Consider the following 15360-nt stretch of genomic DNA (forward strand, 5'->3'; position numbering starts at 1 on the left):
AACCATGCGGAGATGAACGCAAAAAAAGCAAATATTATAAGGAATATTGTACTCATTGCCTAGAATCGCTACAGAAAAATTACACATACAGTATGTTAGCCTGACATTGCAGGGAGATGCAACCGCTAATTTGCATAAAATGTCGCCCCGCCCTCCTGAAAGAAGCAGCCATGACGCGCAGAAAGGCGGGGCGATGCGTTTGATTAATCGTCGGCCCCGGCCGAGCGTCCGTTGATCAACAGGCCTCCTTCGGCCGCCGACACCGTGACGGTGTCGCCGTCCTTGACCGCTCCTTCCAGCAACATCCCGGCCAGCGGGGTTTGCAGGGTGCGCTGGATCACCCGCTTCAGCGGCCGGGCGCCATAGACCGGGTCGTAGCCGCGCTCGGCCAGCCAGGCCTCGGCCGCCGCGTCGAGATCGATGCTGATCTTGCGGTCGGCCAGCAGCCTGCGCAGGCGGGCGAGCTGGATCTCGACGATCCCGGTCATGTCGGCGCGGCCGAGCCGGCGGAACAGCAGGATCTCGTCGATGCGGTTGAGCAGTTCGGGGCGGAAGGCGGCGCGCACCATCTCCATCACCGGGCCGCGCACCGCGTTGGTCTCCTGGCCTTCCTCCTGGTTGGCGAGGATCTCGGCGCCGAGGTTGGAGGTCAGCACGATCAGGCTGTTGCGGAAATCGACCACCCGGCCCTGGCCGTCGGTCAGCCGGCCGTCATCCAGCACCTGGAGCAGGACGTTGAACACGTCGGGGTGGGCCTTCTCGATCTCGTCGAACAGGATCACCTGATAGGGCCGCCGCCGCACCGCCTCGGTCAGCGCGCCGCCCTCCTCATAGCCGACATAGCCGGGAGGGGCGCCGATCAGCCGGGCGACCGAGTGCTTCTCCATGTATTCCGACATGTCCATCCGCACCATCGCCTGCTCGTCGTCGAACAGGAACTCGGCCAGCGCCTTGGTCAGTTCGGTCTTGCCGACGCCGGTCGGGCCGAGGAACAGGAACGAGCCGATCGGCCGGTTGGGGTCCTGCAACCCGGCGCGCGAGCGCCGCACCGCGTCGGCCACCGCCCGCAGCGCCTCGTCCTGGCCGACCACCCGGGTGCGGAGCTTGTCCTCCATCGTCAGCAGCTTGTCGCGCTCGCCGGCCAGCATCTTCTCGACCGGAATCCCGGTCCAGCGCGACACCACCTGGGCGATGTGCTCTTCGGTGACGGATTCGGTCACCATCCGCTGGCCCTCGCCGCCGCTTTCCAGCTCGCGTTCGAGGTCGGGGATCACCCCGAATTTCAGTTCGCCGGCCCGGGCCCAGTTGGCGGCGCGCTCGGCATTGGCCAGCTCCAGCCGGGCCGCCTCCAGCCGCTCCTTGACCTTGGTCGAGGAGGCGAGCTGGTCCTTCTCCGCCCGCCAGCGTTCGGTCAGCTCGACCGACTGCTGTTCCAGCCGGGGCAATTCCTCCTCCAGCTTGGCGAGGCGGTCGCGCGAGGCGGGATCGCTCTCCTTGCGCAGCGCCTCGCGCTCGATCTTGAGCTGGATGATGCGGCGGTCGAGTTCGTCGAGCGCCTCGGGCTTGGAATCGATCTGCATCCTGAGGCGCGAGCCGGCCTCATCGACCAGATCGATCGCCTTGTCGGGCAGGAAGCGGTCGGTGATGTAGCGATTCGACAGGGTCGCCGCCGCCACCAGCGCGCCGTCGGCGATCCGCACCCCGTGGTGCAGCTCGTACTTCTCCTTGAGGCCGCGCAGAATCGAGATGGTGTCCTCGACTCCCGGCTCGGCGACGAACACCGGCTGGAAGCGCCGGGCCAGCGCCGCGTCCTTTTCGACATGCTTGCGGTATTCGTTGAGGGTGGTGGCGCCGACGCAATGCAGCTCGCCGCGCGCCAGCGCCGGCTTCAGCAGGTTGGAGGCGTCCATCGAGCCCTCGGCCGCGCCGGCGCCGATCAGGGTGTGCATCTCGTCGATGAACAGGATGATCTCGCCATTGGCCGAGGCCATCTCGGTCAGCACCGCCTTGAGGCGCTCCTCGAATTCGCCACGGAACTTGGCTCCGGCCACCATCGCGCCGAGGTCGAGCGCCAGCAGCCGCTTGTTCTTCAGCGCCTCGGGCACGTCGCCGTTGACGATGCGGTTGGCGAGGCCCTCGACGATCGCGGTCTTGCCGACGCCGGGCTCGCCGATCAGCACCGGGTTGTTCTTGGTGCGCCGGGCCAGCACCTGGATGGTGCGGCGGATCTCCTCGTCGCGGCCGATCACCGGATCGAGCTTGCCGTCGCGCGCCGCCTGGGTCAGGTCGCGGGCGTATTTCTTGAGCGCGTCATAGCCGTCCTCGGCCGACGGGCTCTGCGCCTTGCGGCCCTTGCGCAATTGTTCGATGGCGTGGTTGAGGCCCTGGGGGGTGATGCCGGCCTCGGCCAGCGCCTTGGCCGTCGGGCTGCCGGTGGCCAGCGTCAGCGCCAGCAGCAGCCGTTCGGCGGTGACGTAGCTGTCGCCGGCCTTGTCGGCCAACTGCACCGCCTGATCGAGCAGGCGGGCCAGTTCGGTCGAGAGATGCATCCCGGCCCCGGCGCCCTCGACCTTGGGCAGTTTGGCCAGCGCCGCCTCGATCCCCTTCAGCGCCTTGGCCGGGTCGCCCCCGGCGGCGCGGATCAGGTTGGCGGCCAGCCCCTCCTTGTCGGCCAGCAGCACCTGGGCGAGGTGCTCGGGGGTGAGGAACTGGTGATTGGAACGCAGGGCCAGGGTCTGCGCCGCCTGGATGAAGCCCTTGCAGCGTTCGGTGAATTTCTCGAAGTCCATGGGGTCTCTCCGCCTCGACCGGATCCACCCGCCCCGGCTGCGGCGGCCGGCGGATCCTTCGCTTGATGGCAAAGATATGGCGGGGTTCGCGGCCCTCGCAAGCGGGGACGGGGCGGGAAAACCGCCCGCGCCGCCGCTGTGGCCTTTCCCCGGTCCAAGCGGATGGGGTAGGGTCGGCCCATCACGTCCGGAGGTGGAATGCCTGTCTCGACCCGTTGCGCCCGTTCCGCGGCCAAACGCGATGCCATTCTCGACGCCGCCTGCGCGGTGTTCCTCGAGCAGGGCTATGCCGCCGCCAGCATGGATGCGGTGGCCGCCCGCGCCGGGGTGTCGAAGGCGACGATCTACGCCCATTTCACCGACAAGGATGACCTGTTCGGCGCGGTGATCCGCGCCCGCTGCGAGCGCAACCGCACCTTTGCCCCGGTCGGGCCGGCGCTCGACGCCCGCGCCACCCTGACGATGGTCGGCCGCCGTCTGCTGGAATTGCTGTTGCAGCCCGATACGCTGGCGGTCTACCGGCTGGTCACCGCCGAGGCGCCGCGTCAGCCCGAGCTGGCCCGGGCCTTCTACGAATCCGGTCCCGGCACCGGCAAGGCCGAGATCGCGCGGATGCTGGTCGATCTCGGCCGGCGCGGCCTGCTGGCGGTCGAGGATCCGTGGCGGATGGCCGATCTGTTCACCGGCATGCTGCGGGCCGACCTGTTCATGCGCACCCTGCTCGGCCTGCCGCAGCCGGAGGGAAGCTCGATCGATCAGGCGGTGGCGGCGGCGGTGGACACCATGCTGCGCGCCTTCGCCCCGTCGCCGGCCGGGGCGGCGGGCTGAGCCCTTCGCCCCGGCGTCTCGGGCTCAGGGAGCCGGCGGGGTGCGCAGTTCGGCGACCTTGGCGCGCAGGGCCGACAGCAGGCCGTCGATGCGGTCGCCGCTGGCCCGGATCACCGAGGCATATTCCGACTGATAGGTCACCGCCATCGAGGTGCCCTCGACGATCAGATCGACCACGCGGAAACCGCCTTCGGTCCGCTTCAGCCGCCATTGCAGGTTGACCGGGGCCTGACGTTCGCGGTCGACCCGCGACGACACCGTCACGCCGCGATCGCCGTCGTCGATCGTGCCGGTGATGACGTGATGGAGGTCGCCGCCGTAATCCTTGAAGCGGGTCGACCAGGTCAGCACCACCACATCCTCGAACAGCTGAAGGAATTCCTTCTGCTGGTCGGGGTTGGCCTGACGCCAGTAACGGCCGAGGACGCGGCGGCCGATGTCGGCGAGATCGACATCGGTGGTGAACAGGGTGCGGAACCGGCTGGCGCGCTCCTGGTCGGACACGCCCTTGCCGACCATCGCCTGCATCGCGCCGTCGGCCAGATGGGTGACGAAGGCCGAGGCCTCGGCGCCGGTATCGGCGCGGGCGGGAGAGACGAACGGGACCGCCAGCGAGGCGAGCAGGCCGAGGGCGGCCAACAGGACGGGGCGACGGGAAATCATTTGGGCGTGGTTTCCGAAGAGGGCCGCGCGCCGAACGGCGTCTGATCGTGGCCGTTGGAGATTTCAGCGGCGCGGTGCTGACGGTAGAGCGAGCGCAGCGAGGCGTAGTAATCGAGCGAGGTGCGCTTGACGTCGTCGAGCGGTTCGATCATCGCGGTGCGGCGGTCGAGCCCGTCGAGGGCGGTGCGGGCCCAGCCGACCTCGCCGTAATGGATGTTGGACAGGGTGATGCTGAGCGGGTCGGCGTAGCTCTCGACCGCCATGCCGAAGGCGTCGCGCGGGTTGGACGGGCCCAGCAGCGGCAGCACCAGATAGGGACCCTCGCCGATGCCCCACACCGCCAGGGTCTGGCCGAAATCCTCCTCATGCGCCGGGATGCCGGCGGCGGAGGCGAAGTCGATCAGGCCGAGCAGGCCGAAGGTGGTGTTGAAGGCGGCGCGGAAGAAGGTCTGCACCGCGCGGTCGCTCTCGCCCTGGAGCACGTCGTTGACGAAGATCAGCGGCGAATGCAGGTAGGAGAGGAAATCGTGGATCCGCTCGCGCGGGAATTCCGGCACATAGGTGCGGTACCCCTCGGCCACCGGGCGGATGGCGTAGGTGTCGAGCGTGTCGTTGAAATCGAACATCGCCCGGTTGAACGGCTCGATCGGGTCGTTGACCTGCTCCCATTCGGCGACCGCCTCGGGATCCGAGTCGGGCGGCGGGGTGGCGCAGCCGGCGGCCATGGCCAGGACCAGCAGCGAGGCGGCGAAACGCGCGATGGCGCGGCGATTGGATCGATTTTCGGTCACGACGTCACCTCTGGTTGACCCGCGGTCGGGGACGGGGCCCCGACAGGCTCCGCTCCGGGCACCGCACTCAGCGAACCCCTGCTTTCGATCCACTACCACAATCCTGCCGCAAAGACCAGAGCCGGGCCGGAAGAGTGCGAAGTGGCTTTACTCACGCGGTGGTGGTGGCGTATAGTCAAAAATCGGGCATGTCTGGAGCCGTGGGGGGACGATGCCGATCGCCTGGAAGGACTCCTTCGCCATCGGCGATGACGCCATCGACGCCGATCATCGCGCGATGATGGCGCTGATCGGCCGGCTCGACGCGGTGACCGCCCGTCCTGCCGCCGGCCCCGGGGTCGAGGCCACCATCGCCCAGCTGCGGGATCTGTGCCGCGCCCATTTCCAGCGCGAGGAAGCGTTGCAACGGGCGATCGGCTTTCCCGATCTCGACGGCCACCGGCTCGGCCACCAGATGCTGCTGAAGCGGCTCGACGCGGTGCTGGCCCATTTTTCCAGCGGCTGCGACCAGATCCGCGCCGGCATCCTGCGCACGCTGGGGGATTCGCTGGCGACCTGGCTGGTGTTCCACATCACCCGCGGCGACGCCGAGATGCGGCCCTATGTCGAGGCGGCCCGGCGCGGCCGCCGTCGCGTCGCCGCCAGCGCCCTGCCGCTGGGCTGATTCCCTCTATTCCACCGCCTGCCGCAGCGCGGCGGCGGCGACCCACGGCGCCAGCACCAGCGCGGCGACCAGGATCCCGCCCAGGATCAGCAGGTGCGGCGCGGCGTCGAGCCCCTGGCCGGCGGCGTCGATCGCGCCGACCGAGAAGATCAGCACCGGGATGTAAAGCGGCAGCACCAGCAGCGACAGCAGCACCCCGCCGCGCCGCGCCCCCAGCACCAAAGCGGCGCCGATGCCGCCGATCAGCGACAGGATCGGGGTCGCCAGCGCCATCGCCGCCAGCAGCGGGACGAAGCCCTCGGCCGGCAGGTGCAGCAGCACCGCCAGCAGCGGCGCCACCGCCAGCAGCGGCAGGCCGGTGGTCAGCCAGTGGGCCAGCATCTTGGCCGCCACCACCACCTCCAGCGGCGCCGGGGTCAGCACCAGCAGTTCGAGCGAGCCGTCCTCGTAATCGGCCTGGAACAGCCGGTCGAGCGACAGCATCGCCGCCAGCAGGGCGGTGACCATCAGCACCCCGGCCGACACCCGCTCCAGCAGGTTGGTCTCGGGGCCGATCCCGAACGGGAACAGCACCACGGTCAGGATGAAGAAGGTCACCACCATCACGCTGTCGGTCCCCTGGCGCAGGGCGAGGCGGAGGTCGCGGCGGACCACGTCGAGAAAACGGCTCATGGCAGGTCCTCCGCCTCGGGCGCCGGGGCGAAGCGGTCGAGCCGCAGCACGGTGGCGTCGGGCAGGGCGATGTCGGCGTGGGTCGACAGCACCACCAGCCCGCCGCCGGCGCGATGTTCGGCCAGCACCCCCTCCAGCACCGCGATCGAGGCGCGGTCGAGCGCGGTGGTCGGCTCGTCGAGCAGCCACAGCGGGCTCGGCGCCGCCAGCAGGCGGGCGAGGTTGACCCGCCGCTTCTGCCCGGCCGACAGCATCCGCCCCGGCATGTCGGCGAGATGGGCGAGGCCGAAGCGGTCGAGCGCGGCCAGGGTGGCGCGGTCGGCGACGAGGGGGTCGTCATGGTGCAGCCGGGCCCAGAACCGCACCATCTCGGCGACGGTCAGCACCGGTTTGACCGCGTCGTGATGGCCGAGATAGTGGCAGCGGCCGGCATGGGCCTCGGGATCCTCGGTGACGTCCTGGCCGGCCCAGGCCAACTGGCCGCCGGCCGGCTTCAGCAGCCCGGCGAGGATCCGCAGCAGGCTCGACTTGCCGGCGCCGTTGGGGCCGAGCAGCAGCAGGGCCCCCCCGGCCGCGAGGGCGAAATCGAGGCCGGCGAAGACGTTGCGGCCGCCGCGTCGGCAGAGCAGCCGCCGGCCGAGGAACAGGGGTGACCCAGGATCGCTCATGCCCGGCACCATCGCAAAAAACCCCCGCTTTGGCGAGGCCGGAATATACGAGGCGGTGACACGCGCAATACGCATGGATAAGGGCGCCGAAAAACTGTTGAATTTGGCGCGGCCCGAGCGCAAACCTCACGCATCGCGACAATTTGAACCCATTCCTACCCAGGGGGATAGCATGCTCTTCGGACGTGTGACGGGGTGGCTGCTGGTTGGCCTCGCCGTCATCATGGCCTCTGCCGACGCGGTGATGGCGCTCGGCCCGCAGGATTATGTCGGGCTGGTCACCGCGGATTTCGTCCTGTTGCTGGCCGGGCACAGTCCCGATACCGCCGAGTCCGGGCGGTCGCTGTTCGACAGCGTGCAGGCGATGGTGCTGGATCTGCCGGCCTGGGTGGTGGTCGGCGGCTTCGGCGCGGCGCTGCTGGTGGCCTGCCGCCGCCGTCCGCGCTGGCGCCGGCCGATGTTCCGCCACTGAGCCGGCCCGCCGCCGGCTTTCCCCCCCGCCGGGGGGCTTTTTCCTCGGATGATCGATTTCCCCCCTCAGGGGGTCAGACTGCCCCGCAGCCGGTCGGCCTGCGGGCTGTCGGCCGCATGCTCGAACAGGATCTGGCGCGGGGTCGGATTGCCGCCGTAATAGGCGGCGTTCCAGGAATGGCGCGGCAGGATCCCCGCCCCGTCCAGCGTCAGCCCGCCATACAGCCCGACCGCGCGGGAAAAGGCGTAGATGTCGGCCCCGGCATGGGTGGTGGTCGCCGCCTCGGCCCCCGCGCCCACCACCGTCACCGCCACCCCGGCGCTGGCCCCGGCCTTGAACTGGTTGTTGACCACCGCGTCGAGGCCGCCATCGGTCATGATGATGTAGAACGCCTCGGCGTCCTGTAGGCCGATCTGCAACCCGAAACTGCCGGCGGCGATCGAATAGAATGCCGGGCCGCTCCAGCGTCCGTCGCGGTCGCGCACCAGCAGCACCCCGGTGCCGTACTGGGCGCCGAGCAGAAAGCCGCCCTTGACCAGATCGGGCACGATCAGCGCGCCCCGCGCCCGGGGCAGCAACTGGGCGATCGAATCCTCCATGTCGGGCACGCTGCGCAGGCGTTCGACCGTGGTCAGCGCCCGGTTGACCATCATCGACTGGTCGGTGACGGCCTGGGCCCCGGCCACCGCCGGCCACAGCCAGGCCAGGGCCAGCACCGCGATCGCGATTCGCATCCTTCGCACTCCTTTGGTGATCCGAGGGCGGGGGCAGCTTAGCAAAAACCGGCGGTTCGCCAAGGAAAAGGCGGGCTCTGCCCGCACCCGCCCAGGGCCGCAAGGCCCTTGGAACCCGTCGGTTGGGTTACTCCTCGGCGCCGCCGCTCGACCATTCCCGCACCCGGGCGAGGTGGAGATAGTCGGAATAGCGCGGGGCGTAATCGGGGTGGGGACGGGCCGGGTAGGGGGTGGCCGGGTCGTCGTAGGTGGCGATCAGCGCCCGCAGGCCGTCGAGCGCGGCCTCGGCCAGGGCGGCGGCGTCGGCGCCGGCGAGGCGTTCCTCGCCGGCCGGCTCGCCGCCGCCCAGGCGCCAGTAGAGCAGGCGGGCGGGGGGGGCGGCGGGCAGGTCGGCGAAGCCGCCGGCGCGGGCGATCGCCGCTTCCAGCGGCAATTGCGGGGCATAGCCGGCGGCGACCTCGCGCGCGGTCGGCGGCTGGCCGGTCTTGTAATCGATCAGGTCGAGGCTGCCGTCATGGCGGCGGTCGATCCGGTCGGCCTTGGCCACCAGGGTGAACGGGCCGGCCGGGGCCGCCAGCCGCAGCGCGCCGCGCAGTTCGGGGTGGCTCGACGCCAGTTCGGGGCGGCGGGCGGTCTCGCGCCCGGCGACCCAGCCGGCGATGGCGACGAAGCGCGGCCACCAGAACGCCCACACCGCCGGCGAGGCCACCGCCTCGGCGAACACCTCGGCACCGATCGCGCGCAGGGCGGCGGCGGGGTCGGGCGGCAGGTGGTCGGGGAAGGTGCGCAGGAAGCGTTCGAGGGCGAGATGGACCATGCTGCCATAGTCGGCGGCGCCGGGATCGGCATCGATCGGGTCGAGCGCGACCAGCCCGAGGACGTGGCGGGCATAGATCGCGTAGGGATCGCGCATCCAGGTCTCGATCTCGGTCACCGACAGCCGGCGCGGCCGCGCCGCCAGCGGCGGGCAGGGGGCGGGCGGCTGCGGCCGCACCCAGGCGGCCGGGCGGTCGAGCCGGTCGTGCCACGCCAGCCAGTCGCGGCCGTCGTCGGGCCAGATCTGGCGGTGGGCCGCCAGCACCGCGTCGAGCCGGGTCAGCCAGCGCGACGGCACCGTCGGCGTGCCCTCGACCCGCTGCGCCCGGGTCAGCACCACCTCGGCGGCGGCGAAGCCCTGGACGAAATCATGGGCGGCGAGGCCGATCCGCCGCTCGGCCGGCGGCAGGCCGAAGGCGGCGCGCATCGGCCGGCTCATCCACGGGTCGGCCTCGACCGCCGCCGGCCAGGTGCCCTCGTTGAGCCCCCCCAGGATCAGCAGGTCGGGCTGTTGCAGCCGGGCTTCGAGCGGGCCCCAGATGTGCAGGCGGGGATGGGTCTCCCAGGCCGAGCGCACCACCACCCCCGCCAGCAATTCCTCGAACAGCGCCGGGTAATGGCGCCCGGCCAGCGGCCCCAGCGCCGGGGCGGCCTCGGTCAGTTCGGCGGCGAAGCGGGCGGCGGCCTCGCCGGCCTCGCCCGCCCACAGCCGGGCCGGGCCGGGGGCGTCCTTGGCGTCGGCCAGCGCCTCGGCGCATTCGAAATGGGCGCGGGCCAGGGTGGCGAGATCGGTCTCGGCCGCCGCCAGCGCGGCGGCGAACGGGGCGGTGATCAGGTCGAGATCGTCGAGCAGGGTCAGCAGCGCCGGATCCTCGACCCCGCGCCGCAGTCCGGCCAGACCGGGGGCCGGGCGGGGGCCGCGCAGCGCCGCGGTTTCGAGCCGGCGCACCAGGGCGCGGAAGCCGGCGGGCGAGCGCCCGCCCGCCGCCAGCGGATGCTTGAGGCAGGCCAGGGTCTCGACCGGGGCGAAGCGTTCCGCCACCATCCGCGCGGTCAGGCGCAGGAAGGTGCCGGGCTCGGTCAGGTCGAGCGGCCGGCCGGCGGAATCGTCGATGCGGATGCCCCACCGCCCCAGTTCGTCGGCGACGCGGCGGGCCAGGGCGCGGTCGGGGGTGACCAGGGCGGCGGTGCGGCCCTCCTCGTCCAGTGCCCGGCGCAGCATCAGGGCGATCGCCCCCGCCTCCTCGCGCGGGCCGGGGGCGTCGAGCCGGGTCACTCCGGCCAGCGCCTCGGCCGGCACCGGGCCGAGGTCGCGCCATGCCTCGCAGGTGGCGGCGGGGCGCAGCGCCTCGGTCGCCAGCCGGACCCGGTCCGGGCGGGGCCCGTCCGCCCCGTCGAGCGGAACGACGGCGGCGCGGTCGATCCCGATCCGCGCCAGCAGTGCCTTCAGCCCGTATTGGGGATGGGTCGGGTCGAGCGCGTCCCAACTGGCCGCGTCGCCGCCGAGATCGAGCCCGGGCAGGATCACCCGGCCCTGGGGCAGGCGGGCGATCGCGGCGAGCAGGTCGGCCACCGCCGGATGGGAGCCGGTGGTGCCGGCGGCGATCACCGGATGGGCCGGCGGCCGCGCCGCCCAGGCCGCCAGCCGGGCGGCGACGGCATGATTGAGCCGCTCGGCCGGGTCGATCGCGCCGCGTTCGGCCAGGATGCCCGGCCACAGCTTGGTGACGATGGCGAGGAAGCGCAGGGTCACCTGCCAGTGGGTGGCGTGGTCCTCGGGTACCAGCCGGTCGAGTCCGGCCGGGTCGAGCCGCTCCGCCGCGATCTCGTCGAGCAGCCGCCCCAGCTCGGTCGCCAGCCTTGCCGCCTGATCGGGCGGCGGCGGCGGCCCGTCCTGACCGGCGGCGAAGGCCAGCACCAGCCGGGTCAGGCTGAGACGCCGCTCCAGCGCCGGCAGCACCGGGGCGAGATCGCCCGGATCGGCGGGATCGTCGGACTCGAGGTCGCCGAGCGGATGCAGCCGGGGCAGCAGCACCGGCCGGCCGCCGCTCTGGCGCAGGAAGGCATCGGCCAGGGCGCGGCAGGCGCGCCGGTTGGGCAGCAGCACCTCCATCCCGGCCAGGGTCAGCGGATCGTCGCCGGCCTCGGCCAGCAGCAGGGCGGCCAGCCGATCGACGAATGGCACGCCGGGGGGAATGGTCAGCACCGCCCCCGGGCGGACGGTCTCGCTCATCCCGCTTCTCCCCCCTGGGTTCGCAGGGCCTCTGGCCCTGCGCGGAGAGCGCCGAGAGGCGGCGCCTCTCGGCCGTTCAGGCCTTCTTGGCCCTGGTGGTGGTGGCCTTCTTCTTCGCCGCCGGCTTGGGCTGGGCCGCCTCGGACTCGTCCCCGGCCGGTGCCGCCTTCTTGGCCGCCGCCTTGCGCGGCGCGGCTTTCTTCGCCGCCGGACCTTTCGCCGCCGGCGCCTTGGCCGCCTTGGCGTCGATCAGCCCCAGCGCCGCCTCCAGCGTCACCTCGTCGGGGGCGCTGCCCTTCGGCAGGGTGGCGTGGGTGCCGTTCCACGAGGCATAGGGCCCGTAGCGCCCCTCATGCAGGGTGACCGGCTTGCCGTCGCGCTCGCCCAGCGTCTTGAGCGGCGCCGCGCTGGCGCGGCCGCCCTTGGGCTGGGCCAGCAGCTCGACCGCGCGGTTCATGCCGATGGTCAGGACGTCGTCGTCCTTGGTCAGCGAGCGATAGACCCCGTCATGCAGCAGATAGGGGCCGAAACGGCCGACCCCGGCGCTGATCGGCTTGCGGCTGTCGGGATGGATCCCCAATTCGCGCGGCAGGGCCAGCAGCCGGCAGGCGACGTCGAGGGTGATGTCGGCCGGCTCGAGGCCGCGATAGAGCGACACCCGCTTCGGCTTGGGCGCCGCCACCTTCTTCGGCTTCTTCGGCGCCGCCTTCTTCTTGCCCTTGGCCGGGGCGGCGTCGGGCTCGGCCGGGGCGGCGGCGGCCAGCGCGGCGAGGCTGGCCTCGTCGCCCAACTGGACATACGGCCCGTAGGGTCCCTTGCGCAGGGTCACCGGCAACCCGGTTTGCGGATCGGTGCCCAGCTCGCGCGGGGCCTCGCGCGCTTCCTCCTCGCCCTCGGCCCCGGTGGTCAGCGGCCGGGTGAAGCGGCATTCGGGATAGGCGGAGCAGCCGATGAAGGCGCCGAACTTGCCGAGCTTGAGCGACAGCCGGCCGGAATGGCAGGTCGGGCAACTGCGCGGGTCGCCGCCATCCTCGCGCTCGGGGAAGAAATGCGGCCCGAGCAGGGCGTCGAGGGCGTCGAGCACCTCGGCGACGCGCAGGTCGCGGGTATCCTCGACCGAGGCCGAGAATGCCTGCCAGAACCCTTCGAGCACGGTGCGCCAGGCGATCCGCCCGCCCGAGATGTCGTCGAGCTGGTTTTCGAGGTCGGCGGTGAAATTGTATTCGACGTAGCGGCCGAAGAAGCTTTCGAGGAACGCCGTCACCAGCCGGCCGCGATCCTCGGGGACGAAGCGGCGCTGGTCGAGCCGGACGTAATTGCGGTCCTGCAACACCGAGATGATCGAGGCATAGGTCGAGGGCCGGCCGATCCCCAGTTCCTCCAGCCGTTTGACCAGACTGGCTTCGGTGAAGCGCGGTGGCGGCTGGGTGAAATGCTGCTCCGGCCGCAGCGCCTCGAGCCCCATCGGGTCGGCCGGGGCGACGTCGGGCAGCAGCCGGTCGGCCTCGTCCTCGTCGCTGTCGTCGCGGTCCTCGCGGTAGAGGGTGAGGAAGCCGTCGAACACCACCACCGAGCCGGTGGCGCGGAACACCAGCGCCTTGTCCAGGCTTTCGATGTCCACCGCGACCTGATCAAGCTCGGCCGAGGCCATCTGGCTGGCCAGGGTGCGCTTCCAGATCAGCTCGTAGAGGCGGAGCTGGTCGCGGTCGAGCACGCCGGCCAGCTGGTCGGGGCGGCGGGCGAGGTCGGTCGGGCGGATCGCCTCGTGCGCTTCCTGGGCGTTCTTGGCCTTGGTCTTGTAGAGGCGCGGGCTGTCGGGCAGATAGCGCCCGCCCCAGGTGGCGCCGATCACGGCGCGGGCGCCGGCGATCGCCTCGGCCGCCATCTGCACGCCGTCGGTTCGCATGTAGGTGATCAGACCGACCGTCTCGCCGCCGAGGTCGATGCCCTCGTAGAGGCGCTGGGCGATCTGCATCGTCCGCGCCGCCGACAGATGCAGCTTGCGGCTGGCCTCCTGCTGGAGGGTCGAGGTGGTGAAGGGCGGGAAGGGATGGCGCTTGGCCCGCTTGCGCTCGACCTCGGCGACGCGGTAGCGGGCGGCCTGGGCCCGCGCCTCGGCCGCCTGGGCGAGGGCTTGGTTGCCGAGGTCGAACTTGTCGAGCTTGCGGCCGTCGAGATGGGTCAGCCCGGCCGCCAGCAGCGCACCCTTCGGGGTGCGGAAATCGCCGGTCAGGGTCCAGTATTCGCGGGCGACGAAACGCTCGATCTCGGCCTCGCGCTCGCAGATCAGCCTGAGCGCCACCGACTGCACCCGCCCGGCCGAGCGCGAGCCCGGCAGCTTGCGCCACAGCACCGGCGACAGGGTGAAGCCGACCAGATAATCGAGGGCGCGGCGGGCGAGATAGGCATCGACCAGCTCCTGATCGATGTCGCGCGGATTGCGGATGCCGTCGAGCACCGCGCTTTTGGTGATCTCGTTGAACACCACCCGCTTGACCTCGACCCCCTTCAGCGCCTTGCGCTCGTCGAGCACCCGCTTGACGTGCCACGAGATCGCCTCGCCCTCGCGATCGGGGTCGGTGGCGAGGAACAGATGGTCGGCGCCCTTGACGGCGCTGGCGATTTCCTTGACGTGGCGTTCGGACTTGGGGTCGATTTCCCAGTCCATCGCGAAATCCTGCTCGGGGCGGACGGATCCGTCGCGCGCCGGCAGGTCGCGGATATGACCGAACGAGGCCAGCACCCGGAAATCGCTTCCCAGGTACTTGTTGATGGTCTTGGCCTTGGCCGGCGACTCGACGACGACGACTTTCATCCGAATCCAATCAGCTTGGCGGGGTCGTCGGCTTCAGACGACCAGCAGCGCGACCCGGTTGCCGGGTTGGCGGTCGAGGCGGCCGGCCAGTTCCAGCTCCAGCAACACCCACGACACCACGGAGGGTGAGAATTGGCATTGGCGAAGGATTTCGTCAACCATCACCGGCACCGGACCGATCAGGGCGAGGATTGCGGCGCGGGCGGCGGCCAGCTCGGCCTCGTCCGGCGGCGGCCCGGCGGCGGGGGTGAATCCGGCCCGGGCCGGCTCGGCCAGCGGGCGGCGCAGCCGGTCGGACAGCACCGCCAGCACGTCGTCGGCCGAGGCGGTCAGGGTGGCGCCCTGGCGCAGCAGGTCGTTCGGCCCGGCGGCGCGCGGATCGAGCGGCGAGCCCGGCACCGCGAACACCTCGCGCCCCTGGTCGGCGGCGAGGCGGGCGGTGATCAGCGAGCCGGAGCGGGTGTTGGCCTCGACCACCACCACCCCGAGCGACAGGCCGGAGATGATGCGGTTGCGGCGGGGGAAGTGGCGGGCCTGCGGCTCGGTGCCGGGCGGCATTTCCGACACCACCGCGCCGGCCTCGGCGATCCGTTGCCACAAATCCCGGTTTTCCGGCGGATAGACCACGTCGGCGCCGCCGGCCATCACCGCCACCGTGCCGGTGCCGAGCGCGCCCTCGTGGGCGGCGGTGTCGATCCCGCGCGCCAAGCCGCTGGTCACCACCAGTCCGGCCCGGCCGAGATCGGCGGCGAGGCGGCGGGCGAAATTGCGGCCGTTGAGCGAGGCGTTGCGGGCGCCGACCAGCGCCACCGCCGGCCGTTCCAGCAGCGAGACGGCGCCGATCACCGCCAGCAGCGGCGGCGCGTCCTCGATCGCCGCCAGCGGGCGGGGATAGGCCGGCTCGATCGCGGCGATCAGGCGGGCGCCGGTGCGCTCCAGCGCGGCGATCTCCGCCGCCGCCTCGGCCTTGGGGCACAGCCGGATCGCCCGGCGCAGACCGCCCTGGCGGGCCAGGGCGGGCAGGGCGTCGAGCGCGGCGGCGGCCGAGCCGAACCGGGTCAGCAACCGGAAGAACGTGCGCGGCCCGACATTCTCGCTGCGGATCAGGCGCAGCCAGTCGAGTCGTTCACTGGCGGAAAGGGGGTGAAGCGGCGCATCCATCGGGCGAGGATGGCCGAGCCGCCGCCCGGGGTCAACCGCCCGCCGGGGCGTGAC

The 15360-nt window shown here is 71.6% G+C and carries 12 protein-coding genes; 3 read left to right on the forward strand and 9 right to left on the reverse strand.

Annotated features, from left to right (window positions below):
* Positions 1-203: 203 nt before the first annotated feature.
* Positions 204-2789, reverse strand: coding sequence for an ATP-dependent chaperone ClpB (gene clpB, locus ACFSNB_RS07785; RefSeq protein WP_377315562.1), 2586 nt, complete (start codon positions 2787-2789; stop codon positions 204-206).
* A gap of 198 nt (positions 2790-2987) precedes the next feature.
* Here clpB and ACFSNB_RS07790 point away from each other — a divergent pair, with 198 nt between their 5' ends.
* The gene (locus tag ACFSNB_RS07790) at positions 2988-3617 is read left to right on the forward strand and encodes a TetR/AcrR family transcriptional regulator (RefSeq protein ID WP_377315564.1); all 630 of its coding nucleotides are present in this window, start codon (positions 2988-2990) and stop codon (positions 3615-3617) included.
* A 24-nt stretch (positions 3618-3641) separates the two neighbouring features.
* On the opposite strand, the gene ACFSNB_RS07795 is transcribed toward ACFSNB_RS07790, so the two are convergent.
* On the reverse strand, positions 3642-4280 hold the full coding sequence (locus tag ACFSNB_RS07795; RefSeq protein WP_377315566.1) for an MlaC/ttg2D family ABC transporter substrate-binding protein: 639 nt from the start codon (positions 4278-4280) through the stop codon (positions 3642-3644).
* Positions 4277-5071: an MlaA family lipoprotein gene (locus tag ACFSNB_RS07800; protein WP_377315568.1), complete on the reverse strand. Its 795-nt coding sequence runs from the start codon at positions 5069-5071 to the stop codon at positions 4277-4279. The genes ACFSNB_RS07795 and ACFSNB_RS07800 overlap by 4 nt, the downstream gene beginning before the upstream one ends.
* 211 nt (positions 5072-5282) lie before the next feature.
* Between ACFSNB_RS07800 and ACFSNB_RS07805 the strand changes: the two genes are divergently transcribed.
* Positions 5283-5735 carry a bacteriohemerythrin gene (locus ACFSNB_RS07805; RefSeq protein WP_377315570.1) on the forward strand — a complete coding sequence of 151 codons (453 nt, stop codon included), beginning with the start codon at positions 5283-5285 and terminating at the stop codon, positions 5733-5735.
* A 6-nt stretch (positions 5736-5741) separates the two neighbouring features.
* On the opposite strand, the gene ccmB is transcribed toward ACFSNB_RS07805, so the two are convergent.
* Positions 5742-6407 carry a heme exporter protein CcmB gene (ccmB, locus tag ACFSNB_RS07810; RefSeq protein ID WP_377315572.1) on the reverse strand — a complete coding sequence of 222 codons (666 nt, stop codon included), beginning with the start codon at positions 6405-6407 and terminating at the stop codon, positions 5742-5744.
* Positions 6404-7150, reverse strand: a complete 747-nt coding sequence (gene ccmA, locus ACFSNB_RS07815) for a heme ABC exporter ATP-binding protein CcmA (RefSeq protein WP_465264561.1) — start codon at positions 7148-7150, stop codon at positions 6404-6406. Before ccmA ends, ccmB begins: the two co-directional genes overlap by 4 nt.
* Before the next feature lie 97 nt (positions 7151-7247).
* Between ccmA and ACFSNB_RS07820 the strand changes: the two genes are divergently transcribed.
* Complete coding sequence (locus ACFSNB_RS07820; RefSeq protein ID WP_377315576.1) at positions 7248-7547, forward strand: hypothetical protein; 300 nt, start codon at positions 7248-7250, stop codon at positions 7545-7547.
* A gap of 65 nt (positions 7548-7612) precedes the next feature.
* Here the strand turns inward: ACFSNB_RS07820 and ACFSNB_RS07825 are convergent, their stop codons facing one another.
* The 4 genes from ACFSNB_RS07825 to dprA form a co-directional block, all read right to left on the reverse strand.
* Complete coding sequence (locus tag ACFSNB_RS07825; protein WP_377315577.1) at positions 7613-8281, reverse strand: lipid-binding SYLF domain-containing protein; 669 nt, start codon at positions 8279-8281, stop codon at positions 7613-7615.
* Positions 8282-8408: 127 nt separating this feature from the next.
* On the reverse strand, positions 8409-11330 hold the full coding sequence (gene addB / locus ACFSNB_RS07830) for a double-strand break repair protein AddB (protein ID WP_377315578.1): 2922 nt from the start codon (positions 11328-11330) through the stop codon (positions 8409-8411).
* 76 nt (positions 11331-11406) lie between these two features.
* Positions 11407-14145, reverse strand: coding sequence for a type I DNA topoisomerase (gene topA / locus ACFSNB_RS07835; RefSeq protein ID WP_377315579.1), 2739 nt, complete (start codon positions 14143-14145; stop codon positions 11407-11409).
* A 33-nt stretch (positions 14146-14178) separates the two neighbouring features.
* Positions 14179-15306 (reverse strand): DNA-processing protein DprA, encoded by a 1128-nt coding sequence (gene dprA, locus ACFSNB_RS07840; protein WP_377315580.1) that lies wholly within the window; start codon positions 15304-15306, stop codon positions 14179-14181.
* Positions 15307-15360 lie beyond the last annotated feature (54 nt).

The sequence above is a fragment of the Phaeospirillum tilakii genome, assembly GCF_042683125.1.
GTDB lineage: Bacteria > Pseudomonadota > Alphaproteobacteria > Rhodospirillales > Magnetospirillaceae > Phaeospirillum > Phaeospirillum tilakii.

Bases quoted from the DNA above. Each gene is read 5' to 3' on its own strand.
- clpB (WP_377315562.1), bottom strand. From the start codon at position 2,789: ATGGACTTCGAGAAATTCACCGAACGCTGCAAGGGCTTCATCCAGGCG.
- ACFSNB_RS07790 (WP_377315564.1), top strand. From the start codon at position 2,988: ATGCCTGTCTCGACCCGTTGCGCCCGTTCCGCGGCCAAACGCGATGCC.
- ACFSNB_RS07795 (WP_377315566.1), bottom strand. From the start codon at position 4,280: ATGATTTCCCGTCGCCCCGTCCTGTTGGCCGCCCTCGGCCTGCTCGCC.
- ACFSNB_RS07805 (WP_377315570.1), top strand. From the start codon at position 5,283: ATGCCGATCGCCTGGAAGGACTCCTTCGCCATCGGCGATGACGCCATC.
- ccmB (WP_377315572.1), bottom strand. From the start codon at position 6,407: ATGAGCCGTTTTCTCGACGTGGTCCGCCGCGACCTCCGCCTCGCCCTG.
- ccmA (WP_465264561.1), bottom strand. From the start codon at position 7,150: ATGCGTATTGCGCGTGTCACCGCCTCGTATATTCCGGCCTCGCCAAAG.
- ACFSNB_RS07820 (WP_377315576.1), top strand. From the start codon at position 7,248: ATGCTCTTCGGACGTGTGACGGGGTGGCTGCTGGTTGGCCTCGCCGTC.
- ACFSNB_RS07825 (WP_377315577.1), bottom strand. From the start codon at position 8,281: ATGCGAATCGCGATCGCGGTGCTGGCCCTGGCCTGGCTGTGGCCGGCG.
- addB (WP_377315578.1), bottom strand. From the start codon at position 11,330: ATGAGCGAGACCGTCCGCCCGGGGGCGGTGCTGACCATTCCCCCCGGC.
- topA (WP_377315579.1), bottom strand. From the start codon at position 14,145: ATGAAAGTCGTCGTCGTCGAGTCGCCGGCCAAGGCCAAGACCATCAAC.
- dprA (WP_377315580.1), bottom strand. From the start codon at position 15,306: ATGGATGCGCCGCTTCACCCCCTTTCCGCCAGTGAACGACTCGACTGG.